The organism is Streptomyces sp. NPDC003379 (genome assembly GCF_053589195.1).
Genome location: NZ_JBSFRK010000043.1, coordinates 1 through 22,632 on the forward strand (window position 1 = coordinate 1; position 22,632 = coordinate 22,632).

The following is a 22,632-nucleotide window of genomic DNA, read 5'->3' on the forward strand; positions in this document are numbered from 1 at the left end:
CGGATCACCTCAGTGATCCGCCGTCGCGGTGACAGGACTTGGGAAGCATGCCCGTCCGGGCCGCTTTGCTTGAGCGCTACTTCGTCGGCTTTTTGCCTGTGACGCCCAAATGTACCAACATCGCCAGGTTCGGCTTGAGTTCGGCAGGTTTGACGCCCCACGTCTGGAACCCGCGCTGGTGCGAGGCGACCGCGGCTAGCATCGCGACCAGGGAGCCCGCCATGGCCGCGGGGCTGACGTCCTTGTCGACCTTGCCCTTGGTCTGGAGCTCCTTGACGGTGTCCGTAAGGGAGTTGTTGACGGAGTTGAGGATCTTCATCCGGATCTTGTAGAAGCGCTTGTCGCCCTCGGCGGCGCCGAGGTCGACGACCCGGAGGATCGCGTCGTTCTTGCGCCAGAAGTCGAGGAAGCCGTCGACCAGGTCCTGGGAGGTCTGCCAGCCCGCCTTGCCGACCCAGGAGCGGCCGTCGAGCACCTGGGTCAACTCGGCGCCCTCCGCCGCCATTTGCTCGGCGATCTCCAGGACGGCACCCTCGACGTCCGGAAAGTACTGGTAGAAGGTCGCGGGTGAAGTCCCCGCCTTCCGGGCGACGTCGATGACTTTGACGTCCCGGTAGGGCGAGGAGCTGAGCATCTCGCTGAGGCAGTCGAGCAGCTTCTGACGCGTCGCCTGACCGCGCCGACCGGCCACGCGGCCGTCGACGGTACGTACCTGTCCTGTCATGCCGTCAGCTTACCGAGGGGTGATCGGAGCGCGATTCGGCCGAGTGCAAATGGGGTTGGGGCGCGTGGGAGCGGCGGAGGGCTCATCTCGTAATAATTGGCCAAGTGTTCGAATGTGTGCGCTGCGGGTGCCGTGGAGGGCCGCTAGCTTGACTGGCATGGACTACGCAGAGCGGGACACAGGGGGCGGAAACGAGGAGGGCGTGCCCTGCTGGGTCGACGCGATGCTCCCCGACGTCGAGGGCGGCAAGCGGTTCTACGGTGACCTCTTCGGGTGGACCTTCGAGGAAGACGGAGGCGGAGGCGGAGGCAAGGGTGGAGGCGCGGGCTCGGAGCGCGGGCGCTACGCCCTGGCGTACAGCGAAGGCATGCCCGTCGCCGCGCTCGCGCCCAAGGCCGACGGCCGCATGCCCACCGTATGGACCGTGTACGTCGCCACCCCCGACGCCGCCGCGCTCGCCCAGCGGATCAAGCGGGCGGGCGGCTCCATGATCACGGAGGCCGGGCCCGTCGGGCCCTTCGGCACGATGGGGCTCGCCGCCGACCCCGAGGGCGCCGTCTTCGGGCTCTGGCAGGCCGGTACCCACCAGGGCTTCGGCAAGCGGCAGCGGCCCGGTTCGTACTGCTGGAGCGAGGTGTACTCGCGGGACAAGGCCCTCGTCGACCCCTTCTACGAGGACGTCTTCGGATACGGCGGCTTCGACCTCGACCTCGACGGCACCGACTTCCGCACCTGGTCGCCCGCCGGGGCCGCGGCCGGGCCCGACACGGCGATCGGCGGGCGCAGCGTGATGTCCCCGGCCACCGACGGGTACAGCAGGCCGGAGACGCCTCCGCACTTCCTCGTCTACTTCAATGTCGACGACGCGGACGCGACGGCCGCCGCGGTGACCCGGCTCGGCGGGCGCGTACAGCTGCCGCCCCACGACATCCCGTACGGGCGGATCGCGGTCCTCAGGGACAACCAAGGGGCGACCTTCGCGGTCCTCCAGGACTGAGACCGCCGTGCGCGGGGCCCCGCCCCCGGTGTTGTCCTGTAAAACACTGAGCGTTTGTCCTGTAAAACACTGAGAAACCGCGAGAAACCGCGGGAAGCCGGAGACACCCCGATCCCGCCCCGGGTTCGCCACGGCAGCCTCGGACAGGAAGAATCAGGGTGCGTGCCGCCGTAGCGGCTCGGTGGTGAGACGCTGCACGGGGCTGTCTTCTTCGGCGGCCGCGTACGGGGAGGTGGCAGGGCAAGTGGTGGATCAGCTGACGCAGCACGATCCGAGGCGGATCGGCCCGTTCGAGGTCCTCGGACGGCTGGGCGCGGGCGGCATGGGCCTGGTCTATCTCGCGCGCTCCGCGTCGGGGCGGCGCGTGGCGATCAAGACGGTGCGGACCGAGCTCGCCGAGGACCAGCTGTTCCGCGTCCGCTTCACGCGCGAGGTCGAGGCCGCGCGCGCCGTGTCCGGCTTCTACACGGCCGCCGTGGTGGACGCCGACCCGCGCGCCGCCGTGCCCTGGCTCGCGACGGCGTACGTCCCCGCGCCCTCGCTCGAAGAAATAGTGAGTGAACACGGGCCGCTGCCCACCCAGGCCGTGCGGTGGCTGGCGGCGGGCGTGGCCGAGGCACTGGAGTCCATCCACGGCGCGGGCCTCGTCCACCGTGACCTCAAGCCGTCCAACGTCCTCGTCGTCGAGGACGGCCCGCGCGTCATCGACTTCGGCATCGCGTCCGGCGTCTCCAACACGCGCCTGACCATGACGAACGTCGCCGTCGGCACGCCCGCCTACATGTCGCCCGAACAGGCCAAGGACTCGCGCAGCGTGACCGGCGCGAGCGACGTCTTCTCGCTCGGCTCCACGCTCGTCTTCGCCGCCACCGGACACGCGCCCTTCCACGGCGCCAACCCGGTCGAGACCGTCTTCATGCTGCTGCGCGAAGGACCGGACCTCGAAGGGCTGCCGGACGACCTGCGCCCGCTCATCGAGTCGTGCATGCAGATGGAGGCGGCGCTGCGGCCCAGCCCCGCCGACCTCCAGGCCAGGCTCGCCCCGCACCTCTTCGCCTCCGAGAGCGCCGACAACGACGACAGCGGCACGGCCTCCGCCTGGCTTCCCGAGCGGGCCGTCGCCCTCATCGAGGCCCGCAGGGGTGGTCGACCGCCGGCCCGGGTCCCCGTCACCGCCGGGCGCAGCTCAGGCGGTGCCCGGGGCGCCGCTCCGGCCGCGCCCGTCACCGCCCCGCCCGTCACCGCACCGCCGCCCCCGCAGCAGCCGCCGCCCGCGCCGTCCCGCGCGCCGTTCGGGGGCCTGCCCGACGCCGGGCCCGTGCACCTGGCCGGGGCCAAGGTGCCGATCGGCCCCGGGCCGCGCCTCGCCGACTCCCGCGCGGCCGCCGTACCCGGCGACCTCGGGCTCGCCGCGTCCTGGACGCGCTCCGCGTCCCCCAAGGGCGGGGCCAACGGCGCCGCCCCGGCGGCGCCCGCCGTGCCCGCGCCCGCCGTGGCGCCGGACGCCGGGGCCAAGACGTGGCGGCCGTGGCGGTTCCGGATGTCCAACGACGTGTGGGGCACACCCGCCGTCGCCGGTGACCTCGTCTACGTCACCTCCTTCGAGGTCCACGCGCTGGACGTCGGCACCGGCCGCCGCAGCTTCAAGACGCGGGACGTCGCCTGGTCCATGGCGGTCGCGGACGGACGTATCCACGCCTCCGACGGCCCGACCCTCTACGCCCTCGACGGCGCCGACGGCTCCGACCTCTGGCGGCTGCCGACCGACGCCTGGGTGTACTCCCTCCAGGCCGCCCGCGGCACGGTCGTCACCGGCACGCGCGGCGGTGGCGTCCAGGCATGGGAGGCCGCCAACGGCGAGAAGCTCTGGGAGATCACCGGCGCCCAGACCGACTTCGAGACACCGGAGGCCGGGCCCGCCGTCTTCGACGGCACGGTGTACGTCTGGAAGGACGCGAGGCTGCGGGCACTGGAGGCCCGTACGGGCGAGGAACGCTGGTCCTACCCCGTGGGCGACGCGGCCTCCTGCGGAGGCGTGCCGGTCCGGCTCACCCAGGCCCAGGACGGCTACGTGTACATCGCGGCGGGCACCCGCGTGCTCGCCGTCGACGTCGCCGCCGGGCACGTCCGCTGGCACTTCGAGGCGCCCGCCGCCTTCCTCTGCCCGCCCGCCTTCGCCCCCGGGCCCGCCGTCACGGGCGGCGGCGTGTACCTCGCCGACTACCTCGGGACGGTGTACGCGCTCGACGCCACGGACGGCCGTGACCGCTGGCGCATCGCCACGGAGTCCCGCTCCTCCATCGAGCCGGTCCTCGTCGCGGACGGCCACGTCCACGTGGGCAGCGGCAAGGGCCTCTACACCCTCGACGCGGTGACGGGCACCCCGAAGTGGCGCTTCCAGGCGGGCGGCGAGGTCGTCGGCGCCCCCGTCGTCGCCGAGCGGCGCATCCACTTCGGCTCGACGGACCATCTGCTGTACACCCTGAAGGCCGACGACGGCCGGCTCCGCTGGAAGCTGGCCACCGGCGGGGAGATCACGGGGGCGCCTGTGGTGCGGGACGGGGTGGTGTACGCGTGCAGCAAGGACCGGTGTGTGTACGCGTTGGACGCGGAGCGGGGCACGGGGACGTCTCCTCGTCCTTAGGGGGTGTGGGGCCCGGGGTAGGGCGGGGCGATCACCTGATCCGAAACCCACCACCCCGCCGCGCCGCGAACAGCTCTCCCTGCCGTTCCGGCGGCACGTTCCCCAGCGCGATCAGATGGGGCGCGTGCGCCAGCGCGTGGGCGCGGGCCGCCTCCTTCGCCGACCACAGGGACCTGACCGTGCCCTGCACGGCCTCCGTGGGGTACGAGGCGATGGTCTCGGCGGCGCGGACGGCCGCCGCCGATGAGCCGCCCGGCGGGGTCAGCTCGGAGACCAGGCCCGTCTCGTACGCCCTGCGCGCCGAGATCCGCTCGGCCGTGCCCATCAGGGACATCCTGGCGACCTCGCCGAACGGCATGCGCTGCGCCATGTGGATCGTCTCGTACGCGCTGACCATGCCGTACGTGGTGTGCGGGTCGAAGAACGTGGCGTGTTCGTCCGCGACGAGGAACTCCGCCTCGCCCAGGAGGTAGAAGGCGCCCCCGCACGCCATGCCGTTGACGGCGGCGATCACCGGCTTCCAGAGGTCGTTCGCCTTCGGGCCGATCGCGATGAGCGGATCGTCGATCGTGTACGGGGAGCCGGGCTGCGGCACCTCCACGGCGCGGTCGATGCCCGTGCAGAAGGCCTTGTCGCCCGCACCGGTCACCACGATCGCCCGCACCGAGTCGTCGTAGCGGAACCGCCGCCAGACGTCGCTCAACGCGGCGGCCGTCTCCAGGTCGATGGCGTTGTGCCGCTCGGGGCGGTCGAGGGTGAGGACCGCCACGCCCGTGTCCTTGTCGGCGGTCGTACGCAGCGCGCTCGTCGCCCGTGTCACGGCCGCTCCAGGACCCAGCGCGGGACCGTGACCCCGCCCACGTCAGCGAAGACCACCTGCACCTTCGCGCCGATCCGCAGCCGCCGCGGGTCGACGGAGTTCAGCGGGGCGTCCGGTTCCGCGACGAGGTTGCCGACGAGGCGGATGCGCGGGGCGTCGGCCAGTTCGACGACGATCGCGTTGTACGGGGCCTGCGCGGCGTAGGCGGGCAGGAGGGGCGGGTGCGGGACCACGTAGGACCAGACACGGCCGCGGCCGCTCATCCTGCGCCATTCGCTGTCGAAGGACTGGCAGTGGGGGCAGCAGGGACGGGGCGGGAAGCGGAGCTCGCGGCAGGCGGTTCCGGCGCAGGCCTGTATGCGCAGTTCGCCTCGGGCGGCGTAGGCCCAGAAGGGGGTGCCGTCGTCGTCCACGGTGGGTGTGAGGAGGGGTTCGGGTTTCGTCGTCGCGTCTGCCATGTGACTGTCCTTTGCCGGGTGCGGGTTCGTTGTGGCTGGTCGCGCAGTTCCCCGCGCCCCTGGAAGGCCCCTGGCGGGGCCCCAGGGGCGGAAGGCGCCTAGGGGGCCCTCAGGAGCAGCGCCGAGGTGGGGACCCCTTCCCCCGCCGTCACCAGGCACGTCGACGCGTCCGGGACCTGTGCCGTGCTCGTGCCCCGCAACTGCTTCACACCCTCATTGATGAGGTTGAAGCCGTGGACGTAGGCCTCGCTGAGGCCGCCGCCACCCGTGTTGATGGGGAGTCGGCCGCCGCTCTCCAGGGCGCCGCCCTCCGTGAACGCGCCGCCCTCACCGCGCCCGCAGAAGCCGTAGCCCTCCAGGGAGAGCGGGATGAGCGGGGTGAACGCGTCGTAGATCTGCGCGACGTCCACGTCCTCGGGGCCGAAGTCGGCCTGCTTCCACAGGTGGCGGGCCGCTGTCCAGGCGGGGCCGGAGAGCGGGTCGTCGTTCCAGTAGTTGACCATGCCGTGGTGCTGCGCGGGCAGGCCCTGGGCGGTGGAGTGGACGTACACGGGCCTGGTACGGCAGTCACGGGCCCGCTCGGCCGACACGACCACGCACGCCAACGCCCCGTCCGTCTCCAGGCAGTTGTCGAAGAGGCAGAGCGGTTCGCTGATCCAGCGCGACGTCATATACATGTCGCGGGTCAGCGGACGTTCGTACATCATCGCGGCCGGGTTCTGGTTGGCGCGGTTGCGGCAGGCGAGGGCGACGTTGAAGAGGTGGTCGCGGGTGGTGCCGTACTCGTGCATGTGGCGGCGCGCGAGCATCGCGATCTCGTCGGCCGGGCGGAGCAGCCCGAAGGGGCGCGTCCACTGCGCGGGCGTGGGGAGCTGGACGGCGGTGTTCTTCCAGGGGCGCGGGCCGCTGCCGCGCTTGCGGGAGCGCCAGGCGACACCGACGCTCGCCTGCCCCGTGGCGATGGCCGCGGCGAGATGCGCCACCGTGGCACAGGAACCGCCGCCGCCGTAGCCGACCTTGCTGAAGAAGGTGACGTCACCCGCGCCGATGGCCTTGGCGACCTCGACCTCGTCGGTCTCCTCCATCGTGTACGAGGCGAAGGCGTCCACCTCCGACGGTGCGATGCCCGCGTCGGTGAGGGCGGCGAGGACGGCGCGGCACGCCAACGTCCTCTCGCTCTCGGCTAGTTGTTTGGCGAAGGGCGTCTGGCCGATCCCGACTATCGCTGTAGCGTCCTTGAGTGAGGGCATGGGCAGCGGCACCTCCGCGAGACGAGGGACTCGGTCAGCGTCCCAACTGCTGACAGCGCGCCAGGCTACAGCTAATCTGACGGACAGTCAGCTACTAGTGGTGGGCTACTGCGGTGGGAGGGCTTGCGATGCGCGGCGATCTGGGTCTTGCGATGCGCGGCGACCTGCGGTGGGGCAGCATCCCGGGGCTGGTCCGGGCGGCCGCCGAGCGGTACGGCGACCGGGAGGCGGTCGTCGAGGGCCGCACCCGTGTCTCGTACGAGGAGCTCGGCCGGCGCGTGGAGCGTGCGGCGGCCGCCTGCGTGGCGAGCGGTGTCGGGCCCGGCGACCGTGTCGCCGTGTGGGCGCCGAACACCCTCGACTGGATCGTCTCCGCGCTCGGCGCGGTCTCGGCGGGGGCCGTCCTCGTCCCCCTGAACACCCGCTTCAAGGGCGCGGAGGCCGCCTACGTCCTGGCCCGCAGCCGCGCGCGGCTCCTCTTCATCACCGGCACTTTTCTCGGTACGTCGTATGTCGCCTCGCTGCGCCGCGCGGCGGGCGACGGTGGCCCTGGGGGCGACGGTGCGGCCGCCGACGGGCCGGGGCGCGGCCCGCTGCCCGGCCTTCCGCACCTGGAGCAGGTGGTCGTGCTCGCGGACGACGCGCCGGAGGACTTCCGTACCTGGAAGGACTTCCTGGCGAGCGGCGACGCCGTCGACACGGCCGCCGTCCGCGCGCGAGCGGAGGCGGTCGACGGCTCGGCGCCCTCGGACATCATCTACACGTCGGGCACGACCGGCCGCCCCAAGGGCGCCGTGATCACCCACGCCCAGACGCTGCGCTGCTACGACGTGTGGAGCGAGCTCGCGGGCCTGCGCGAGGGCGACCGCTATCTGATCGTGAACCCCTTCTTCCACACCTTCGGCTACAAGGCCGGGATCATCGCCTGCCTGATGCGGGGCGCGACGATGATCCCGCAGCCCGTCTTCAACGTCGACACGGTCCTCGCCAACGTCGCCGCCGAACGCATCTCCGTCCTGCCGGGCCCGCCCACCCTGCACCAGTCGATCCTCGACCACCCCTCCCGCGACCAGCACGACCTGTCGGCGCTGCGGCTCGTGGTGACGGGCGCGGCGGTCGTACCGCTCCAACTGGTCGAGCGGCTGCGGAGCGAGCTGCGGGTGGGCACGGTCCTCACCGCGTACGGACTCTCCGAGGCGAGCGGCATCGTCTCGATGTGCCGCCGCGGCGACCCGGCCGAGGTCATCGCGTCGACCTCGGGCCGGGCCATACCGGACACGGAGGTACGCGTGGTGTCCCCCGCCGGGCGGACGCTGTCGCCCGGCCACCCCGGCGAGATCCTCGTACGCGGCCACCACGTCATGCGGGGCTACTTCGAGGACCCGGCGGAGACGGCCCGCGCCCTGACCCCGGACGGCTGGCTGCGCACCGGGGATGTCGGCGTCCTCGACAAGGAGGGCAACCTCCGCATCACGGACCGCATCAAGGACATGTTCATCGTCGGCGGCTTCAACGCCTACCCCGCCGAGATAGAGCAACTGCTCGGCGTCCACCCCGACGTGGCGGACGTCGCGGTGATCGGCGTGCCCGATCCGAGGCTCGGCGAGGTCGGCAGGGCGTACGTGGTGCGGCGCCCCGGCTCGGTGGTGACGGCGGACGACCTGATCGCGTGGTCGCGGCGCGAGATGGCGAACTACAAGGTCCCGCGGGGCGTCGAGTTCGTCGCGGAACTGCCGAGGAACGCGAGCGGGAAGGTGGTCAAGGGGGAGCTGCGCAGGGCGGCGCGGTAGCCGACCGGGCGGTACCCGCCAGGGCCGGGCGGTCGGGCGGTCAGGCGCCCTCGGCCGCGAGGATGGCCGTCCGCTCGGCCTGGCTGCACTCCACGCAGAACTCGTTGCCCTCCGGGTCGGCGAGGAGGACCCAGCCACGGCCGTTGGGCCGCCGATGGTCGGCGACCTGCTTGGCGCCGAGCGCGAGGACGCGCTCGACCTCCTCGTCCCGGGTACGGTCCTGCGGCTGAAGGTCCAGGTGCAGACGGTTCTTGACGGTCTTGGCGTCGGGCACGGTCACGAAGAGGAGAGTCACGCCGGTCGTGGTGACGAGGGCCTCGGGATCCCCGGGAAAGTCGTCGTCGGCGATCGACCCACCGAGGACCTCGGCCCAGAACGTGCCCTGGCGGTAGGCGTTGTGGCAGTCGAATGTGAGGTGGCGCACGAGAGAAGTCATGGGCGGCACTATTGGGGGTGGGGGGTGGGCCTGTCCATCGATATATGGGGGCCCGAGGGCTCGACGGCGCGGCAGCGCGGTGACTCGGAAACTCGGTGACTCCGCGACTCAGTGTCCGATGGGCGGTGCGATGCAGCCGGTCTCCATGAAGCGCCCGTTCGTAGGCGTCGTCCTCGTAGCGCGGGTACAGCTCCCGTACGCTCGGGTGACCGGTTCTGCGACGATTGCGCGATGCGCACTACACGCCCCCGCGTCCTCATCGTCACCGACCTCGCCTACCAGGCCAAGGGCCGCCGCTACTGCGACGAGGACATCTACCTCACCGCCCGCCTCCGCGAGGACTTCGACGTGGCCCTGTGCCACCCGCTGGACGCGGCGCCCCTCATGGAGACGTCCGCCTTCGACGTGGTCATGGTCCGCAACACCGGCCCGGTCCTCAACTACCAGGACCAGTGGGACGACTTCACGGCTCGGGCGGCGCGGTGCGGGGCGCGCGTGTACAACCAGCTCACCGGCAGGGCGGACATGGCGGGCAAGCAGTACCTGCTGGACCTCACGGCCGCGGGCCACCCCGTGATCCCGACGGTCGACGACCCCCGGCACGTCGACCGCCTCCCGGCCACGGAGACGTACGCGGTGAAGCCGAAGCTGGGCGCGGACTCGATAGGCCTGCGTTTCCTGCCGAGGGAGTCCCTGCCGGCCTTGACGACCGGGGCAGGCCCCGCCTCCGGCATCCTGATCCAGCCGCGCGTCGACTTCACCTACGAGGTCTCGTTCTACTTCGTCGACCGCACCTTCCAGTACGCGCTCCACGCCCCCGCCCCCGACCACCGCTGGCGCCTGGAGCGCTACGCCCCCACCCCCGCCGATCTGGCTTTCGCCCAGCGCTTCGTCGACTGGAACACGATCGACCACGGAATCCAACGAGTCGACGCCTGCCGCACCCCGTCCGGCGACCTCCTCCTGGTCGAACTGGAGGACCTGAATCCGTACCTGTCCCTGGACCTCCTGGACGATGCGACGCGGGACGCGTTCGTGACGGCGGTGAAGGAGTCCTTGTCGGCGCGACTGGCCGCCTGACGCGTATCCCGGGCGGTGGCCGAGCAGTTGGCCGTGCCCGCGCTGGTGGCGACCGAGGCACTGGCGGTGGTGGGTCAGGGCGGGGACATGGGGTGGCACTGGGCTGCGAGGCGCCGTCAGGTGGGGTGGCGCCAGGCGAGGGGCCGAGGGGTGAGCTCGGCCCCTCGCCTGGCCGGTGTCAGCCCTGCGGGGGTGTCGGTGCGTGACCGTCGCCCAGGGGCGCCGTCGGCGAGTGGCCGTCCTGGTGGGCGGTGATCGGTATGTGGCCGTCCCGAGGGGGAGTCGGCGCGTGGCTGTCGGCGAGCGCCGGGGTCGCTGCCGCGCCTGCGGTGGCGGCAGCGATGACGCAGGTGACGAGTAACGTCTTGGTGCGGGTCATTCCAACTCCTGTGGTGAGGCGGACTTCCGACGTCGAGTGACCCTACTGATGCGGCGACTGAACGTTCGATTCCGTTGATCGCCGGGCGTGGCATCTTCTCCGTGTCCAGGCGCCCGGACATGCGTCGGCCGCGACGGCTCCCCCTCCGCGCCGCCGCGGCCGATCGATCCCCCGTCGGGATATGACGCTGGCTCAGTCCTTGGGCGGGGTGGGCGTGTGGCCCTCGCCCTGCGTGGTGACGGCGCCGTCCTTCGGCGGGGCGGGCGTGTGGCCCTCGCCCTGCGTGGTGACGGCGCCGTCCTTCGGCGGGGCGGGCGTGTGGCCCTCACCCATGGTGGTGATGACGGACTTCTTGTCGATCTCGCTCATGTGGGACAACTCCTAGGGTCAGAGCGGGGTTCAGGTATCGAATACGCCCGTTCGGCGACTCCCCCGAGGACCGCCGAACGGGCGTTCTGGGCCGCTCACCTTATCCGCAGGGCCCGTGCGACCCGTCTGCCCCCCGACGCGACGGATCGACTCCATGAGAGTGGCAGCCGCTCATAAACGTTCGATGAACGTGACCCGGGAGCCGTCAGGTGACGGCTGCCGGATTGAGGAGATTCCTGACCCGAGCGGCCTCCGGGGCGCTCGATTCCTCGTGGATGGCCAGGGCCTCGCGCCAGCATGCCTTCGCCCGGTCCAGCTGACCCAGTTCGGCGAGGGAGCTTCCCAGCAGGGTCAGTACGTTGGCCCGCATCCACTCGCCGCCGACACATCCGATGGCGAGCGCCTGTTCGGCATGCTGGGCCGCCCGCGCGGGACGGCCGTCCGCGAGGTCCACCTGGGCGATGCGGTAGTGCGTCGTACCCTCCCACAGGCGCTGGCGGTTCTCGGCGAAGATCTGCAAGGCGTCGTTGAGCTGGTCGAGAGCGTCCGCACGACGGTTGGCGTCGCTGAGTGCCAGGCCCAGAGCGTACTTGGCGTTGGCCAGGCGGAAGGTGACTCCATGATCGCTGTAGATGGCGATGCCCTGCCGTGCGAGGTCGATCGACTTGGCGGTGCGGCCCATCGCGAGCAGTGCACGGGACAGGTTGCACAAGGCACTGGCCTCGCTGTGGCGGTTGCCGTCGGCGCGAAAGACGTCGATGGCTCTGCGCAGGTGCGTCTCGCTGACCGCCGGCCGGTCGATGCAGTTGTTGATGATCCCCTGCTCGTTGAGAGCGTTGCCGGTGGTCCACGGGTCCGCGGACTTCGCGGCGAGCGCGGTGGCGAGGTCCAGCTCGACGGCCGCGTCGTCGAAACGACCGACCTTGTTGAGCACTTGGGCAAGACTTACCCGTGCCCGGCCCTCGGCGAGCGCGTCCCCCGCCGTGGCGGCGGCCTCGCAGGCGGCGCGCGTCGCCGTCTCGTACCCATGCGATATGGCTCCTGACTCCGCCAGGTCCTTCGCCGCGAGGAGAAGGTCGACGGCCCGGCGCAGTGCGGCGGGGCCCAGGGACTGCTGCACGCACGCCAGGATGCAGGAAGCCTCCCCGTGCAGCCAGTCGAAGGCCTTGGTGCTGTCGGCGAAGTCGAGGCCCGCCCGCTCGGTCACCTCAAGGTGGTCCACCGTCCGGTCCCCGGGCCGCTCCAGGGCGTAGACCCGTGCCGCCGACGCCAGATAGAAGTCCAGCAGGCGCGACATCGCGGCGTCGCGCTCGCTGGGAGGCTGTTCGTCGCGTTCGGCGCATGCACGCGCGTAGAGGCGTACGAGGTCGTGGTAGCGGTAACGGCCCGGCGCCGCGGATTCGACCAGGGAGGTGTCCACCAGGGATTCCAGGAGGTCTTCCGTCTCCTCCAGGGGGAGGTCAAGGACCGCGGCGGCCGCGGCCAGGGAGAGGTCGGGGCCGTCCGCGAGGCCCAGGAGGCGGAAGGCGCGGGCCTGAGGGGGCTCCAGCTGGCCGTAGCCGAGTTCGAAGGTGGCCTTGACGGCCAGGTCGCCCGCCTGGAGTTCGTCCAGGCGGCGGCGCTCGTCCGCGAGCTTCGCCGCGAGCGTGGAGACCGTCCAGGTGCGGCGGGCCGCGAGGCGGGAGGCCGCGATGCGGATGGCGAGGGGCAGGAAGCCGCAGGCCGCGACGACGTCGAGGGCCGCTTCCCGTTCCGAGGTGACCCGTTCCTCGCCGACGATGCGGGTGAAGAGGAGCAGCGCCTCCTCGGGGGACATCACGTCCAGGTCGATCAGGTGCGCGCCCGCTAGGTCCACCATCCGGACGCGGCTCGTGACCAGCGCCGCGCAGCCCTCCATGCCGGGGAGCAGGGGGCGCACCTGGGCCGCGTCGCGCGCGTTGTCCAGGACCACGAGGACGCGGCGGCCGTCCAGGACCGAGCGGTAGAGGGCCGCCCGCTCCTCCAGGGAGTCGGGGATCGAGGAGTCCGCCGTGCCGAGCGCGCGCAGGAACGCGCCGAGGACCGTCTCCGGTTCCGCCGCCCGCGCGCCCGCGCCCTGGAGGTCGACGTAGAGCTGGCCGTCCGGGAAGTGGGTGCGGGCCACGTGCGCGACGTGGACGGCGAGGGTCGTCTTGCCGACGCCTCCGATGCCCGCCAGCGCGGAGACCGCCATCACCCGGCCCTCGGCCGTGGAGAGGATCTCGCTGAGCTCGTCCACGAAGGCGGCCCTGCCCGTGAAGTCGGGCACGGTGGCGGGCAGTTGTGCCGGGCGGACCGCCGTGGTCGCCGGTGCCCGGTCCGCCGCCGGGGGCTCTGCCAGGGCCGGGTCCGCCTGGAGGATGCGCTGCTGGAGTTCCTTGAGACCCGGGCGGGGGTCGACGCCGAGCTCGTCCGCGAGCAGGCGGCGCGTGTCCGCGTAGACCGCGAGGGCCTCCGCCTGGCGGCCGCTGCGGTAGAGGGCCAGCATCAACAGCTCGCGCAGGCGTTCGCGCAGGGGGTGGGCCGCCGTCAGGGCCGTCAGCTCGGAGACGGCCTCCGCGTGGCAGCCGACCTCCAGGTCCATGTCGAGACGCGATTCGATCAGTTGCAGTCGCCACTCGTCGAGGCGGGTGCGCTGTGTGTCGGCGTACGGACCGGGGACGCCGGCCAGGGGCTCGCCGTCCCACAGGCCGAGGGACTTGTTCACCAGTGCGCGCGCCTGGCGCAGGTCACCGATGCCGCGGGCCTTCTCGGCGGCCGCCCAGAGATCTTCGGCTACGGCCAGGTCGAGGGCGCCGTCGGCGACCTGGACCGCATAGCCACCGGATTCGCTGACGAGAACTCCGGGGGGCAGCACTTTGCGCAGCCGGGACGCGTACGTACGTACCGCCGCCAGTGCCTGCGAGGGCGGCTCGTCGCCCCAGAGGGCGTCGATCAGCTCCGAGGCCGTGGCCGTGCGGCCGTCCCGCAGCAGGAGGGCCGCGAGCAGTGCCCGCTGCTGCGGTGAGCCGGTCGGGAGCTGCTCCGTGCCGAGCCATGCGCGCACCGGTCCGAGCACGCTGAAGCGTGACGCCTGGACCTCGGGGTGCCCCTCGGTCCGCCCCCCGGGGGTGTTCCCCGAGGCCGGATGCCACTGCTCCGGTACTCGCGGTACATCGACCATCGCTCCCCCTGCCGCCCTGCCGTTCCCAAGTCCTGCCGGTCGCGGGCCTGCCCTGCCCGCGTCGTGCCGTGCCTCGGTTCGTGCACCCCGCCAGTTTGCCTTGTTCATGGCGGATGCGTCAGCCGTGGGAGACGGCTCTCACAGGGTCCTCGCACACCGTTCCGCATGACGCCGTGCTCCGGTGGGCACCAGGAGGCGCCGCACAGCTTGCTGACGGGTCGTCAGTTCAACGCTACCGTGGCCGTATGGACACCATGCAGAGCGCGGCGAGCACGGAGACCTTCCCGGAAATCATCTCGGTGGACGACCACACCGTCGAACCCCCGCACGTCTGGCGGGACCGGCTCCCGTCGAAGTACCGGGACACCGGGCCCCGGATCGTCCGCGCCCCGCTGAAGGAAATGACCTTCCTGGGCGGGAAGTTCGCCCCGGTCATGGGGCGGAAAGGCGACGAGGGGCCCATCGGGGACTGGTGGGTGTACGAGGATCTGCACCGGCCGCTGACCCGCCTCGACACGGCCGTCGGATACGACCGGGACGAGATCAAGCTGGAGGTCATCACCTACGAGCAGATGCGCCCGGGGTCCTTCAGCGTGCCCGACCGACTCGCCGACATGGACGTCAACCACGTCCGGTCCGCGCTCTGCTTCCCCACCTTCCCGCGCTTCTGCGGGCAGACGTTCACCGAGGCCAAGGACCGCGAACTCGGCCTCCTCGGCGTACGCGCGTACAACGACTGGATGGTGGAGGAGTGGTGCGGTCCCGACGCCCACGGCCGCCTGATACCGCTCACCCTCATCCCCCTGTGGGACGCCGAACTGGCCGCCGCCGAGGTGCGGCGCAACGCCGCGCGCGGGGTGCGGGCGGTCGCCTTCTCCGAGATCCCGCCGCACCTGGGGCTGCCGTCGATCCACACCGACGCGTGGGACCCCTTCCTCGCGGCGTGCGACGAGACGGGGACGGTCGTGGCCATGCACATCGGCTCGTCCAGCAGGATGCCGTCGACCTCGGCGGACGCGCCGCCGGCGGTCGGCTCCACCATCACCTTCGCCAACTGCTGCTTCTCGATGGTGGACTGGCTGATGAGCGGCAAGTTCGAACGCTTCCCGAACCTGAAGGTGATGTACGCGGAAGGGCAGATCGGCTGGATCCCGTACATCCTGGAGCGGGCGGACGTCGTATGGGAGGAGAACCGGGGGTGGGGCGGGGTCGCCGACAAGGTGCACCGGCCGCCGTCCGAACTCTTCGCCGAGCATGTGTACGGGTGCTTCTTCGATGACGCGTTCGGCCTGAAGAACCTGGAGTCGATCGGCGTCGGGAACGTCCTCTACGAGACGGACTACCCGCACTCCGATTCCACTTGGCCCAGGTCGCGGGAGGTCGGGGAGGCGCAGATGGGGCATTTGGACGCGGGGGTGGTGGAGCGGATCGTGCGGGGCAATGCGGTGGGCCTTCTCGGTCTTACGGAGGCGGGGCTCTGGCCGGGGGCCTGATGGAGGGGGCTCCGGGGGGTGGGTGTCGTTCTCGCCGTTGGGGGCGGCCCTGTTCCGCCGCTGCGTGGCGGATGTTTCCCACCCACCCGCCCGTTTACCCGGCATCCAGACCTCCACGTAGGAACACCCGCGCTCCTACCCGAGGCATTCGACGCGGGGCAAATGGGCGGGTGCGTGGAAGAGTTCCGCCGCGAAGCGGCGGGCTCGGCCCCTACGGGGGCCCCGACCGCCGTCCCCTTGCCTGACGCCCCATCACGGACCACCATGCATGACGACCCGTCAGAGAACGCCGACCCAGAGGGTGGTCCCCCGTGGCCGTCGACCCGACGCACCGCTCCCCCCGAGGACATCTCACCTACGGGATGCAACTCCCCGTACAGTCCCAAAGCTCCCTCTACGCCGAACCCTGGGAAGCCGACGCGACCCCCCAGGACCTCGCCGAGATAGCCCGCACCGCAGACCGCACCGGCTTCGCCTACCTCGCCACCTGCGACCACGTGGCCATCCCCCGCCGCCTCGCGGAAGCCATGAGCACCGTCTGGTACGACGCCGTCGCGACCCTCGCCTTCCTCGCCGCCGTCACCGAGAACGTCCGCCTGATGAGCCACGTCGCCATCGTGGGCCTGCGCCATCCCCTCGTCACCGCCAAGCAGTACGCGACCCTGGACCACCTCAGCGGCGGCCGGCTGATCCTCGGGGTCGGCGCCGGACACGTACCGGAGGAGTTCGAGGCGCTCGGCGTCGACTTCGGGCGGCGTGGCCCACTGCTCGACGAGACGATCGACGCGCTGAAGGCGGCGCTCGGCCCGGACGAGTACCCCGAGCACCACGGCGAGCGCTTCGACTTCAGCGGCCTGGGCCAGCGGCCGCGCCCCGCGCAACGGCATGTACCCGTCTGGGTCGGCGGCTCCTCGCCCGCCGCCATCCGCCGCGCCGCGACCCGCGCCGAGGGCTGGCTGCCGCAGGGCGACCCGCGCGACAAGCTGCCCGCGCAGATCGCGAGGCTCAAGCGGCTGCGGGCGGACGCCGGGGTGACGGAGCCGATCACCGTCGGTGCGATCACCGAGGCCCTGTACGTCGGCGTACCTGGCTGGTCCGTCGGCCGCCGCACGCTGCACGGCGAGCCGGAGGCCCTGGCGGAGTCGCTGCGCGCGTACGCGGCCATGGGCGTCGATCAGATCCAGGTCCGCTTCCGCAGCCGTGACCTAGCCGAACTCACGGACCAGATGGAGGCGTTCGCCGCCGACGTGGCCCCGCACCTCGACGACTGACCGATGCGCCGCACCGCAGTCCCTCACCGCACCGACCTTCGCCTCGACCACCAAGGAGATCCTCATGGGCAAGCTGGACGACCGCGTGATCATCGTCACCGGTGCGGCACGCGGGCAGGGCGAGCAGGAGGCGCGGCTGTTCGCCGCGGAGGGCGCAAAGGTCGTTGTCGCGGATGTGCTCGATGACCAGGGCGAGGCCCTCGCCAAGGAGATCGGCGAGGAGCTGGGAGCGGACGCGGCGACGTACGTCCATCTGGACGTGGGCCGGGAGGAGGACTGGCGGACCGCCGTGGCCACCGCCAAGGACGCCTTCGGGAAGATAGACGGCCTCGTCAACAACGCGGGCATCCTCCGCTTCAACGAGCTGGTCAACACGCCCCTCGAAGAGTTCCAGCAGGTCATCCAGGTCAACCAGATCGGCTGCTTCCTCGGCATCCGCACCGTCGCCCCGGAGATCGAGGCCGCGGGCGGCGGCACGATCGTGAACACGGCGTCCTACGCGGCGCTCACGGGCATGGCGTACGTCGGCGCGTACGCCGCCACGAAGCACGCCATCCTCGGCCTCACCCGGGTCGCCGCGCTGGAGCTGTCCGGGAAGAACATCCGCGTCAACGCCGTGTGCCCGGGGGCCGTCGACACCCCCATGACGAACCCCGCCCAGCTCGACCCGTCCGCCGACCCGGAGGAGGCGAAGGGCGCGGTCGCCGAGCTGTACAAGAAGCTGGTGCCGATGGGGCGGATCGGGACGCCCCAGGAGATCGCGGCCCTCGCGCTCTTCCTCACCGGGGACGACTCGGCGTACATCACGGGCCAGCCGTTCGTCATCGACGGCGGCTGGCTGGCGGGCGTCAGCGTCATCTGAGAAGGGCCGGCTCCGACCCGCACGCAGCTGCCTGACGCAGTGTCAGGTCTTGACGCCTCGTAGGCCCGGTGGAACAGTCGACGCATCGCAATCTGACGGGGCGTCAGGAGAGTGTGCGTCGCCACCCGTCGGACATCACGAGGACGGTGAACCTCCTTGGAATTCGGTCTCTTTGTACAGGGATACGTGCCCGCCGAGCGGGCCAAGGTCGACCCCGAAGCGGAGCACAAGGCGCTCATCGAGGAGACCGAGTACGTCATTCACGCGGACAAGTCGGGCTTCAAGTACGCATGGGCCTCCGAGCACCACTTCCTGGAGCATTACTCACACCTCTCCGCCAACGACGTCTACCTCGGATACCTCGCCCACGCGACCGACCGCATCCACCTGGGCTCGGGCATCTTCAACCCGCTCGCGCCCGTCAACCACCCGGTGAAGGTCGCCGAGAAGGTCGCCATGCTCGACCATCTCTCCGAGGGCCGCTTCGAGTTCGGGACGGGGCGCGGTGCCGGTTCGCACGAGATCCTCGGCTTCATGCCGGGCATCACCGACATGAACCACACCAAGGAGATGTGGGAAGAGACCATCGCCGAGTTCCCCAAGATGTGGCTCCAGGACGAGTACGTCGGCTTCCAGGGCAAACACTGGTCCCTGCCGCCGCGCAAGGTCCTGCCCAAGCCGTACGGGAAGTCGCACCCGGCCATGTGGTACGCCGCCGGGTCCCCGTCCTCGTACGCGATGGCCGGCAAGAAGGGCCTCGGCGTCCTCGGTTTCAGTGTGCAGAAGGTCTCCGACATGGAGTGGGTCGTCGACTCGTACAAGACGGCGGTGAAGGAGGCCGAGGCGATCGGCGACTTCGTCAACGACAACGTCATGGTGACCTCCACGGCCATCTGCGCCGAGACGCACGAGAAGGCGGTGGAGATCGCCATCGGCAGCGGGCTCAACTACCTCCAGTCGCTCCTCTTCCGCTACCACGACACCTTTCCCCGGCCCGAGGGCATCCCCGAGTGGCCCGAGCTGCTCCCCGCCTACACCGAGGAGATCATCGAGCTGCTCATCGCCGAGGAGCTGATGATCTGCGGCGACCCGGACGAGGTCTTCCAGCAGTGCAAGCGCTGGGAGCAGGCCGGGGCCGACCAGCTCAGCTTCGGGCTGCCCATCGGGATCTCGCCCGAGAACACGAAGAACACGATCAAGCTGATCGGTGAGCATGTGATCCCGAAGATCGACACGGATCCCGTTCACCGGACCACGCGCTTTCGGCGGGCCGCCGGGGCGTGAATCCCTGAGCAGCCCCGGCTTCCCCTCCCGGACGGAAGCCGGGGCCCTGCGGGGCTCGGGCGGTGTTTTGGTTGCCGTCGCGGGCTGCGCCCCGGACCCCCACATCGCCCTTCGGGCTCGTCCTCAAACGCCGGACGGGCCGACATGTCCCGCCCTGTGATCAGTTCTCCGAAAGGGGACGTTCCCGTCATGCTCGACCACCTCATCAAGGGCGCGACCGTCGTCGACGGGACCGGCGCCCCCGCCTTCACCGCCGACGTCGGCATACGGGACGGCCGCATCGCCGTCGTCGCCGCACCCGGCGCCGTCACCGAGGAGGCGCGGACCGGCGAAGACGCCCAGGGGCGCGTACTCGTGCCCGGGTTCGTCGATCCGCATACGCACTACGACGCCCAGCTGTTCTGGGACCCGTACGCGACGCCGTCCCTCAACCACGGCGTGACGACCGTCGCCGGCGGCAACTGCGGGTTCACGCTGGCGCCGCTGCACCCGGACCGGCCCGAGGACGCCGACTACACGCGGCGGATGATGTCGAAGGTCGAGGGCATGGCGCTGGTGGCGCTGGAGGAGGGCGCACCCTGGACGTGGAGTTCGTTCGGGGAGTACCTGGACGCCCTGGAGGGGCGGATCGCCGTCAACGCCGGGTTCATGGTGGGGCACTGCGCCCTGCGGCGGTACGTCATGGGGGCGGACGCGGTCGGTGGACAGCCGACGCCCGGCCAGCTGGACGCGATGATCCGGCTCTTCCACGACGCGATGGACGCGGGCGCCTGGGGCCTGTCCACCACACAGTCCTCCACCCACTCCGACGGCGACGGGCAGCCGGTGGCGTCCCGCCACGCGAAGCCCGCCGAGCTGCTCGCCCTGTCCCGAGCCGTCGCCGAGCACGAGGGCACGCAGCTCGAAGCGATCGTCGCGGGGTGCCTCGACCAGTTCAGCGACGCGGAGATCGACCTGTTCGTGGAGATGAGCGCCGCCGCCGGACGGCCGCTCAACTGGAACGTGCTCACCGTCGACGCCGCCGTCCCCGAACGCGTACCGCGCCAGCTCGTGCCGAGCGAGCGCGCCCGCGAGGCCGGCGGCCGCGTCGTCGCCCTCACCATGCCGATCCTCACCCCCATGAACATGTCACTCGGCACGTTCTGCGCCCTCAACCTCATCCCCGGCTGGGGCGAAGTCCTCGGTCTGCCCGTGCCGGAGCGCATCGCTGAGCTGCGCGATCCCGGGGTGCGCGCGTCGATGCTGCGGCGCGCGGACAGCAAGGAGGCGGGCGTCTTCCGGCGCCTGGCCCGCTTCGACCGGTACGTCATCGGAGACACGTACTCCCAGGCGAACGAAGGTCTCACCGGCCGGGTCGTGGCCGACATCGCCGCCGAACGCGGCCAGGAACCCTTCGAGTGCATCGTCGAGATCTGCGCCGACGACGACCTGCGCACCGTCCTCTGGCCGATGCCCACCGACAACGACCCCGACTCGTGGGCCCTGCGCGCCGAGACCTGGCGGCACGAGGACGTCCTGCTGGGCGGCTCCGACGCCGGCGCGCATCTGGACCGCATGTGCGGGGCCCCGTACACGACCCGCTTCCTCGGGGACTGCCTGCGCGGGCGCAAGCTGGTCGGGCTCGAACAGGCCGTGAAGATGCTCACCGACGACCCCGCCCAGCTCTTCGGGCTGCGTGAGCGAGGCAGGATCGCCGAGGGGTACCACGCCGACCTGGTCCTCTTCGACCCGAAGAGGATCGACGCCGGGAAGGCCACGCTCGTCCACGACCTGCCCGGCGACAGCCCGCGCCTGGACTCCAAGGCGATCGGGATCAACGCCGTGTGGGTCAACGGCGTCGAGGCGATCCGCGAGGACGTCGTCACCGGGGCCGTGCCCGGCAAGGTCCTGCGGTCCGGGCGCGACACCAGGACGGTGAGCACCAAGTGACGGACGGACGGCGGCGGCTGTTCATCGGCGGCGAGTGGGTCGAGCCCGACGGCGGGCACTACGAGGTGATCGACCCGGCGACGCAGGAGGTCGTCGGCCTCGCGCCCGAGGCGAGCCGCGCCCAGGTCCACGCGGCGGCCTCGGCGGCCGGCGACGCCTTCGCGAGCTGGTCCCGCACGACCCCCGAGGAGCGGGCCGCCGTCCTGTCCCGCGCGGCCTCGATCATGCGGCGCGATCTGGCCTCGTACGCCGAGCTGGCCCAGGCCGAGTCCGGCGCGACGACCGGCACGGCGCGCGGCATGCAGGTCGCGGTGGCGGTGTCCCGCTTCGAGCGGTACGCGAGGGGCGCGCTCGAACCGGTGGAGTCCGCACTTCCGCCGCAGATCAACGAGGCCGGGCCCATGGGGAGGGCGGGGGTGATGGGGGCGCTCGCCGTGCGCCGGCCCGTCGGCGTCGTCACCTGCGTCACCTCGTACAACAACCCCTGGGCGAACGCCGCGGGCAAGGTCGCGCCCGCGCTCGCCATGGGCAACACCGTCGTGGTCAAACCGGCCCCGCAGGACCCGCTCTCCGTCTACGGCATGGCGGCCGCGCTGGAGGAGGCGGGAGCACCGCCCGGCGTCGTCAACGTCGTCTCCGGCACGGACGCCGCCGTGGGCGAGGCCGCCGTCGACTCCCCGCGCGTGGACATGGTGAGCTTCACCGGGTCGACGGCCGTCGGGCAGCGCATCGGCGAGGTCTGCGGGCGCCACATGAAGCGGCAGCTGATGGAGCTGGGCGGCAAGGGCGCGGCGATCGTCTTCGACGACGTGGACGACGAGCGCTTCGCCGCGGCGGTCGCCGGCATCGGCACCACCTTCTCCTTCTACAGCGGCCAGATCTGCACCGCCCCGACGCGCGTGATCGCCCAACGGGGCGTGTACGAGCGGTTACTGGAGCATCTCACCGGCTACATCGGCCACCTCAAGGTCGGCGACCCGCGCGAGCCGGGCACGGTCGTCGGCCCCGTCATCTCGGCGGCGCACCGCGACCGCGTCGAGTCATATGTGGAACTCGGCCGCAAGGAGGGCGCGCGGGTGGTGGCGGGCGGCGAGCGCCCCGCGGGCCCCGGTTTCGGCAAGGGCTTCTACGTAGCCCCGACCCTCCTCGCGGACTGCACCCACGACATGCGGGTCGTCCGGGAGGAGATCTTCGGCCCGGTGGTGGTCGTGGTCCCCTTCGACGCCGAGACTCCCGAGGCCGCCGAGGAGACGGCGATCGCCCTCGCCAACGACAGCGACTACGGCCTCATCGACTACGTCTGGTCGAGCGACGTCGCCCGAGCCTTCCGCGTCGCCCACCGCCTGCGGGCGGGCGGCGTCGGCGTCAACACGATCGGCCGCAACATGGAGGCACCGTTCGGCGGCTTCAAGAGAAGCGGCGTGGGCAGGGACGTCGGCTCGTACGCGCTGCACGCGTACAGCGAGCTGCAGTCGATCGTCTGGCCCGGGTAAGGCTTCTGGCGGGGACGCCTAGCGATCCCCACCGACTCAGCAGCCGCGCCCCGGCCCCTCCCGTGCCAGTCGCCGCCCCTCCCCACCCACCGACCTCGGAGGCGCCCTGCGCGGTGCCCCGAGCCCCCGTCTCCGGCGCCGCCTTTTCCCACCCACCGGCCCCCACCGCACC

The 22,632-nt window shown here is 71.5% G+C and carries 17 protein-coding genes and 1 pseudogene; 10 read left to right on the forward strand and 8 right to left on the reverse strand.

All coding sequences use genetic code 11. The features are described 5' to 3' along the window. Positions 1–76: 76 nt before the first annotated feature. A complete protein-coding gene (locus tag ACWDVB_RS31755; protein WP_451518530.1) occupies positions 77–724 on the reverse strand; it encodes a TetR family transcriptional regulator in 648 nt (215 codons plus the stop codon). Positions 725–881: 157 nt separating this feature from the next. On the opposite strand from ACWDVB_RS31755, the gene ACWDVB_RS31760 reads away from it, so the two are divergent. Both ACWDVB_RS31760 and ACWDVB_RS31765 read left to right on the forward strand, forming a co-directional pair. After that, on the forward strand, positions 882–1,721 hold the full coding sequence (locus tag ACWDVB_RS31760) for a VOC family protein (RefSeq protein WP_451518531.1): 840 nt from the start codon (positions 882–884) through the stop codon (positions 1,719–1,721). A gap of 244 nt (positions 1,722–1,965) precedes the next feature. Next, positions 1,966–4,365 (forward strand): serine/threonine-protein kinase, encoded by a 2,400-nt coding sequence (locus tag ACWDVB_RS31765; protein WP_451518532.1) that lies wholly within the window; start codon positions 1,966–1,968, stop codon positions 4,363–4,365. A 31-nt stretch (positions 4,366–4,396) separates the two neighbouring features. Here ACWDVB_RS31765 and ACWDVB_RS31770 read toward each other — a convergent pair whose 3' ends face one another. The 3 genes from ACWDVB_RS31770 to ACWDVB_RS31780 all read right to left on the reverse strand — a co-directional run bounded on the left by ACWDVB_RS31770 (position 4,397) and on the right by ACWDVB_RS31780 (position 6,893). Further along, positions 4,397–5,185, reverse strand: a complete 789-nt coding sequence (locus tag ACWDVB_RS31770; protein WP_451518533.1) for an enoyl-CoA hydratase/isomerase family protein — start codon at positions 5,183–5,185, stop codon at positions 4,397–4,399. After that, positions 5,182–5,643: a Zn-ribbon domain-containing OB-fold protein gene (locus ACWDVB_RS31775; RefSeq protein ID WP_451518534.1), complete on the reverse strand. Its 462-nt coding sequence runs from the start codon at positions 5,641–5,643 to the stop codon at positions 5,182–5,184. Before ACWDVB_RS31775 ends, ACWDVB_RS31770 begins: the two co-directional genes overlap by 4 nt. Positions 5,644–5,741: 98 nt before the next feature. Further along, a complete protein-coding gene (locus tag ACWDVB_RS31780) occupies positions 5,742–6,893 on the reverse strand; it encodes a lipid-transfer protein (protein ID WP_451518535.1) in 1,152 nt (383 codons plus the stop codon). 152 nt (positions 6,894–7,045) lie between these two features. On the opposite strand from ACWDVB_RS31780, the gene ACWDVB_RS31785 reads away from it, so the two are divergent. Then, the gene (locus tag ACWDVB_RS31785; protein ID WP_451518537.1) at positions 7,046–8,683 is read left to right on the forward strand and encodes a fatty acid--CoA ligase family protein; all 1,638 of its coding nucleotides are present in this window, start codon (positions 7,046–7,048) and stop codon (positions 8,681–8,683) included. Positions 8,684–8,744: 61 nt separating this feature from the next. Here ACWDVB_RS31785 and ACWDVB_RS31790 read toward each other — a convergent pair. Beyond that, positions 8,745–9,119: pseudogene (locus ACWDVB_RS31790) on the reverse strand (VOC family protein); the annotation flags it as partial. Positions 9,120–9,350: 231 nt separating this feature from the next. Here ACWDVB_RS31790 and ACWDVB_RS31795 point away from each other — a divergent pair. Next, positions 9,351–10,199: a hypothetical protein gene (locus ACWDVB_RS31795; protein WP_451518536.1), complete on the forward strand. Its 849-nt coding sequence runs from the start codon at positions 9,351–9,353 to the stop codon at positions 10,197–10,199. 178 nt (positions 10,200–10,377) lie between these two features. Here the strand turns inward: ACWDVB_RS31795 and ACWDVB_RS31800 are convergent, their stop codons facing one another. The 3 genes from ACWDVB_RS31800 to ACWDVB_RS31810 all read right to left on the reverse strand — a co-directional run bounded on the left by ACWDVB_RS31800 (position 10,378) and on the right by ACWDVB_RS31810 (position 14,128). After that, positions 10,378–10,578, reverse strand: a complete 201-nt coding sequence (locus tag ACWDVB_RS31800; RefSeq protein ID WP_451518398.1) for a hypothetical protein — start codon at positions 10,576–10,578, stop codon at positions 10,378–10,380. Between the two features lie 192 nt (positions 10,579–10,770). Continuing rightward, a complete protein-coding gene (locus tag ACWDVB_RS31805) occupies positions 10,771–10,947 on the reverse strand; it encodes a sigma-like protein (protein ID WP_451518399.1) in 177 nt (58 codons plus the stop codon). 205 nt (positions 10,948–11,152) lie between these two features. Then, entirely contained in the window at positions 11,153–14,128 is a 2,976-nt protein-coding gene (locus ACWDVB_RS31810; RefSeq protein WP_451518400.1) for a BTAD domain-containing putative transcriptional regulator, read from the reverse strand. A gap of 245 nt (positions 14,129–14,373) precedes the next feature. Here ACWDVB_RS31810 and ACWDVB_RS31815 point away from each other — a divergent pair, with 245 nt between their 5' ends. The 6 genes from ACWDVB_RS31815 to ACWDVB_RS31840 all read left to right on the forward strand — a co-directional run bounded on the left by ACWDVB_RS31815 (position 14,374) and on the right by ACWDVB_RS31840 (position 22,460). After that, a complete protein-coding gene (locus ACWDVB_RS31815; RefSeq protein WP_451518401.1) occupies positions 14,374–15,621 on the forward strand; it encodes an amidohydrolase family protein in 1,248 nt (415 codons plus the stop codon). A gap of 362 nt (positions 15,622–15,983) precedes the next feature. Next, the gene (locus ACWDVB_RS31820) at positions 15,984–16,892 is read left to right on the forward strand and encodes an LLM class F420-dependent oxidoreductase (protein ID WP_451518439.1); all 909 of its coding nucleotides are present in this window, start codon (positions 15,984–15,986) and stop codon (positions 16,890–16,892) included. 64 nt (positions 16,893–16,956) lie between these two features. Next, positions 16,957–17,754: an SDR family NAD(P)-dependent oxidoreductase gene (locus tag ACWDVB_RS31825; RefSeq protein WP_451518402.1), complete on the forward strand. Its 798-nt coding sequence runs from the start codon at positions 16,957–16,959 to the stop codon at positions 17,752–17,754. A 156-nt stretch (positions 17,755–17,910) separates the two neighbouring features. Then, positions 17,911–19,038: an LLM class flavin-dependent oxidoreductase gene (locus ACWDVB_RS31830; protein WP_451518403.1), complete on the forward strand. Its 1,128-nt coding sequence runs from the start codon at positions 17,911–17,913 to the stop codon at positions 19,036–19,038. A gap of 189 nt (positions 19,039–19,227) precedes the next feature. Next, positions 19,228–20,967: an N-acyl-D-amino-acid deacylase family protein gene (locus ACWDVB_RS31835; RefSeq protein ID WP_451518404.1), complete on the forward strand. Its 1,740-nt coding sequence runs from the start codon at positions 19,228–19,230 to the stop codon at positions 20,965–20,967. Next, a complete protein-coding gene (locus ACWDVB_RS31840; RefSeq protein WP_451518405.1) occupies positions 20,964–22,460 on the forward strand; it encodes an aldehyde dehydrogenase family protein in 1,497 nt (498 codons plus the stop codon). Before ACWDVB_RS31835 ends, ACWDVB_RS31840 begins: the two co-directional genes overlap by 4 nt. The last annotated feature ends 172 nt before the right edge of the window (positions 22,461–22,632 follow it).

Excerpts from the sequence above, each read along its gene's own strand:
- ACWDVB_RS31775 (WP_451518534.1), bottom strand. The coding sequence starts at position 5,643 with ATGGCAGACGCGACGACGAAACCCGAACCCCTCCTCACACCCACCGTG.
- ACWDVB_RS31800 (WP_451518398.1), bottom strand. The coding sequence starts at position 10,578 with ATGACCCGCACCAAGACGTTACTCGTCACCTGCGTCATCGCTGCCGCC.
- ACWDVB_RS31760 (WP_451518531.1), top strand. The coding sequence starts at position 882 with ATGGACTACGCAGAGCGGGACACAGGGGGCGGAAACGAGGAGGGCGTG.
- ACWDVB_RS31780 (WP_451518535.1), bottom strand. The coding sequence starts at position 6,893 with ATGCCCTCACTCAAGGACGCTACAGCGATAGTCGGGATCGGCCAGACG.
- ACWDVB_RS31815 (WP_451518401.1), top strand. The coding sequence starts at position 14,374 with ATGGACACCATGCAGAGCGCGGCGAGCACGGAGACCTTCCCGGAAATC.
- ACWDVB_RS31755 (WP_451518530.1), bottom strand. The coding sequence starts at position 724 with ATGACAGGACAGGTACGTACCGTCGACGGCCGCGTGGCCGGTCGGCGC.
- ACWDVB_RS31805 (WP_451518399.1), bottom strand. The coding sequence starts at position 10,947 with ATGAGCGAGATCGACAAGAAGTCCGTCATCACCACCATGGGTGAGGGC.
- ACWDVB_RS31810 (WP_451518400.1), bottom strand. The coding sequence starts at position 14,128 with ATGGTCGATGTACCGCGAGTACCGGAGCAGTGGCATCCGGCCTCGGGG.
- ACWDVB_RS31825 (WP_451518402.1), top strand. The coding sequence starts at position 16,957 with ATGGGCAAGCTGGACGACCGCGTGATCATCGTCACCGGTGCGGCACGC.
- ACWDVB_RS31820 (WP_451518439.1), top strand. The coding sequence starts at position 15,984 with ATGCAACTCCCCGTACAGTCCCAAAGCTCCCTCTACGCCGAACCCTGG.
- ACWDVB_RS31835 (WP_451518404.1), top strand. The coding sequence starts at position 19,228 with ATGCTCGACCACCTCATCAAGGGCGCGACCGTCGTCGACGGGACCGGC.
- ACWDVB_RS31795 (WP_451518536.1), top strand. The coding sequence starts at position 9,351 with ATGCGCACTACACGCCCCCGCGTCCTCATCGTCACCGACCTCGCCTAC.
- ACWDVB_RS31785 (WP_451518537.1), top strand. The coding sequence starts at position 7,046 with ATGCGCGGCGACCTGCGGTGGGGCAGCATCCCGGGGCTGGTCCGGGCG.